The organism is Bradyrhizobium sp. (genome assembly GCF_049581145.1).
GTDB lineage: Bacteria > Pseudomonadota > Alphaproteobacteria > Rhizobiales > Xanthobacteraceae > Bradyrhizobium.
Window position 1 is genome coordinate 1 of the sequence record NZ_JBAURI010000515.1, and the last position, 3,767, is coordinate 3,767.

A 3,767-nucleotide genomic window follows, 5' to 3' on the forward strand; every position below is an offset into this window, starting at 1 on the left:
CGCGGCTATTCCAGCATTTGCTGGCCCTGCCCACGGCCTATTTTCAGGCCCGTCGCGTCGGCGATTCCGTAGCGAGGGTGCGTGAGCTGGAAAGCATCCGGACTTTTCTCACCAGCTCCGCGTTGACGCTGGTGATCGATCTGTTCTTCACCTTTGTCTTTCTTGGCGTCATGTTTCTCTACTCGCCGCTATTAACAGGTGTTGTCCTTGCTGGTTTCCCGCTCTATGTGGGGATTTCCGCAGGAGCGACATCGCGATTTCGCCAGTTGCTCGACGAGAAATTCAGGCGCGGGGCGGAAAATCAGGCCTTTCTCGTCGAATGCGTCACCGGAGTCGAGACGCTGAAGGCGATGGCGGTCGAGCCGCAGATGCAGCGACGCTGGGAAGAACAGCTCGCGGGCTATGTGGCATCAAGTTTCCGGGTCTTGCGGCTGGGCAACACGGCGAGCAACAGCGTGCAATTGGTCAACAAGATCGTGATGGCCGGCATTCTGTATTTTGGAGCTCGCCTGGTTATCTCCGGCAGCCTGACCGTCGGCGAACTGGTCGCATTCAATATGCTGGCGGGACGTGTGAGTCAGCCGGTGCTGCGGCTAGCACAGGTCTGGCAGGACTTCCACCAGGCCAGGCTGTCGGTGGATCGGCTGGGCGACATTCTCAACACGCCGCCCGAGCCCCGGTTCAATCCGGCGCGCGCCGCCCTGCCGTCCATCCGCGGGGACGTGACGTTCGATCATGTTCTGTTTCGTTACCGCCTCGACGGCCCCGAGGTGTTGCACGACGTCAGCTTCAGTGTGTCCGCCGGACAGGTCGTCGGCATCGTTGGACCCTCGGGCTCCGGCAAGAGCACCGTCGCCAAGCTCATCCAGCGCCTCTACATTCCCGAACGGGGACGCGTGCTGGTTGATGGCGTCGACCTCGCGATGGTGGATACCTCGTGGCTGCGTCGCCAGATCGGAGCGGTGCTGCAGGAGAACGTGCTTTTCAATCAATCCATTCGCGACAACATTGCGTTGCCGGATCCGGCTATGCCGATCGAACAGGTCGTCGAAGCGGCCAAGCTCGCGGGCGCCCACGATTTCATCCTGGAGCTTCCGGAAGGCTATGACACCATCGTCGGCGAGCGCGGCGCCAGCCTGTCAGGCGGGCAGCGTCAGCGCATCGCGATCGCGCGGGCACTGGTGACCAACCCCCGGATTCTGATCTTCGACGAAGCCACCAGCGCGCTGGACTATGAAAGCGAGCGCGTCATTCAGGACAACATGCAGCGCATCGCCCAGGGACGCACCGTATTCGTCATCGCGCACCGTCTTTCGACCGTACGCCGAAGCCATCGGATCATCACGATCGATCGTGGCCGGCTGGTGGAGGACGGGACGCACGATGAGCTGATCAAAAAGGGGGGCCGCTATGCAACCCTGCACCGGGTTCAGTCGGATATCCACGAAGTACGTTAAGACTCTGACGCGCGTCCCACGCTGGATGGTGCGGCCAAGGGCCGGTCCGACCAGCGTTTCGATCGGTCTTTTTGCCAGAAGTGCCGCCGCCCGCGCTGGTACCTGCGCCGCCACAGACCCAGAAGATAGGCGCCGAGCGTTGCGCCCGGATCAAGCTTTATTGGTAACCAAAATCGCGGTGAAATCCAGTACGAAGCCACCGTGTCTAGCGCGCATGATACCGCGACGACGTTGAGACGGTGCCGGAGCTGAGCTCTGTTGACCTGCCCGAGAAGGCGCCCGTCAAGACGTAACGAATGCCGGTTCCAATAACAAGATAACCGATCTGCATGCTGATAGCTGCGATGGCGCCCACCAGGACCGTCGACCAGGCCGTATGAGCGGGGGTTACCCCGGTCGCGAACGCAAGGACGAGCACAATCACGCTTGCTGGGATCAACACCATGACCCTGAAGCGCTGCGCCAGCAGCGCGCCCACCAGCAAACTGACCGTTACGAGCAAAGTCATGGTTTCGGGCTCCCTCCGCTCAGCCTGCAGTTGCGCCCCGGCAAGCAACCAACGACGGCGCCGTGGCTAGTTTCCCGCAGCCCTCGTTAATTTTTCGTGAAACGGACAGCCACGCTCTGATCCGTTGTACGATGCTGCGGCGCATCATCGAGGTTGTTGAACTCTTTCATTACCTTTCTCGCTTTCTGACCAAATTCAGGTCTGGGGCGGGAGAATTCATGAATCGTGCCGTTGGAATTAAGGCATGAGCATGGGGCATGGCGCCCCTCAATCCGGCATTCTCGATCTTGGGTCCAATCTCAATATGGCCGGCTCGCTCGGTTTGTCCCGTTCGCGTGCCGATCCGGCGCTGGTCCAATCAATGCTTGAATCGCGAACGCTCGATCATGCGGTCGACAAATCAAGCGGCGAAATTGGGTGAAGTTCCAGCGGCGCGGCTGTGCGCACTCGCGTCCAGAAATCATTCTCTGCGACCTCGCGGGTCGACTAATCCGACGAAAACAAATCCGAAAAGCCTGATGCGAAAAGTTCGCAGCCCGCTTTAGCCTCTGATAGTGCGACCGAAACCTGGAGTTGCGGTCGGGCCATCTGAAACAAGGAACTCTTTGCTGGCGCAAAGGCGCGGGGTTGAGGTCTCAGCTTGATGACCGGCGGTGTGGCTCTGGACGCTTCGAATAGGCTTTGCTCGGCGCGCCATGGCCGTTGAAAATCAAATGCCGTCGGGCCGGTGGTCGCACCTGCGAAGCCCCTTTAAATCGGGATCCGGTCCAAGATATTAATGTTGCGTCCCATCTTGACTCGGCATATGTTTCGCGTCGATCAAAGGGTTAATTTCATATGAGGATATTCGAAATTTGCTTGCGAACATTCCATTTCGTCGGAAAGAATTAATGTGTGATTTCAGAAGAAGGTGGTATTTGGTGTTTTGTTAATGCTGTAATGCAGAATAAAATCATGCGTAATAAATAGTGCGAAATTCATAGCTCTGAAGAAAGTTGGCGTAGGAAATTATGTCGATCGGCTCGGATATTCGCGATGAATTGAGCCAGCTCGAGGACGCCTCGAGGCAACCGCCGGCGATTTTCTCCAGCGACGCGATTCCTTTTGTTCTCGCCACGGTCGACGCATTCGTGATTCTGCTATCGAGTCTGGCAGGCGGGATTGGTTACCAATGGTTGGCGGGCTATCCGGTGCCCAGCATCATGCCGCATTGCGCGGTCGGCCTGCTTGCAAGTTTCATCCATATATTGCGCATGAATCGGAGCGGCTACTACGATTTTCCAGAAAGCGCAAAACCGCGGGTCGAGGTTGCCGAGGTACTGATCTGCTGGACGACGACGGGTTTATTGCTCGCGTTCCTCGCATTCCTTCTCAAGATTGGCGTTGACTATTCTCGCGGCGCGTTTGTCGTATTTTATGTGACTGCGCCGATCGGTTTGCTGGCGGTGCGCAAGGTTACAAAGGGCGCCTTGGCGGCGGCCGTTTCGCGCGGAGCAATCGGACGCCGAGATGCCGTGCTGATGGGCGAGTTCAATGAGTTGGCTGCGCTGGGGCCGCAAGATCTGCTGATTCTGTTCGGTGCGGCTGAAGTCAATCGCTTTACATTGAGTCGAGAAGACGATTCTTCAAGGCGCGCGGCGGCAGACGCTCGGATTATTGATTCCGTCGCTGACTTCGTGCGGCGTCATGATTGCCGAGAGATCCTGCTCGCGCTGTCTTGGGGAGATGATGGGCGCCTCGAATTCATCCGAGATCGAGTCAAGACGCTTCCCGTAGCGGTTCGGCTGTTGCCAGACGTCCGT

At 58.2% G+C, this 3,767-nt stretch carries 2 protein-coding genes and 1 pseudogene; 2 read left to right on the forward strand and 1 reads right to left on the reverse strand.

Features of this window, described 5'->3' with window-relative positions:
* Positions 1-1,457: type I secretion system permease/ATPase (locus WCB02_RS16940; protein ID WP_423959700.1), on the forward strand; the 1,457-nt coding region annotated here is incomplete at its 5' end.
* A gap of 205 nt (positions 1,458-1,662) precedes the next feature.
* On the opposite strand, the gene WCB02_RS16945 is transcribed toward WCB02_RS16940, so the two are convergent.
* A complete protein-coding gene (locus WCB02_RS16945) occupies positions 1,663-1,965 on the reverse strand; it encodes a hypothetical protein (RefSeq protein ID WP_423959703.1) in 303 nt (100 codons plus the stop codon).
* Between the two features lie 1,010 nt (positions 1,966-2,975).
* On the opposite strand from WCB02_RS16945, the pseudogene WCB02_RS16950 reads away from it, so the two are divergent.
* Positions 2,976-3,767 (forward strand): annotated as a pseudogene (locus WCB02_RS16950) (undecaprenyl-phosphate glucose phosphotransferase); the annotation flags it as partial.

What these genes read in the sequence shown, in the direction of transcription:
- WCB02_RS16945 (WP_423959703.1), bottom strand. Translation starts at nt 1,965, where the DNA reads ATGACTTTGCTCGTAACGGTCAGTTTGCTGGTGGGCGCGCTGCTGGCG.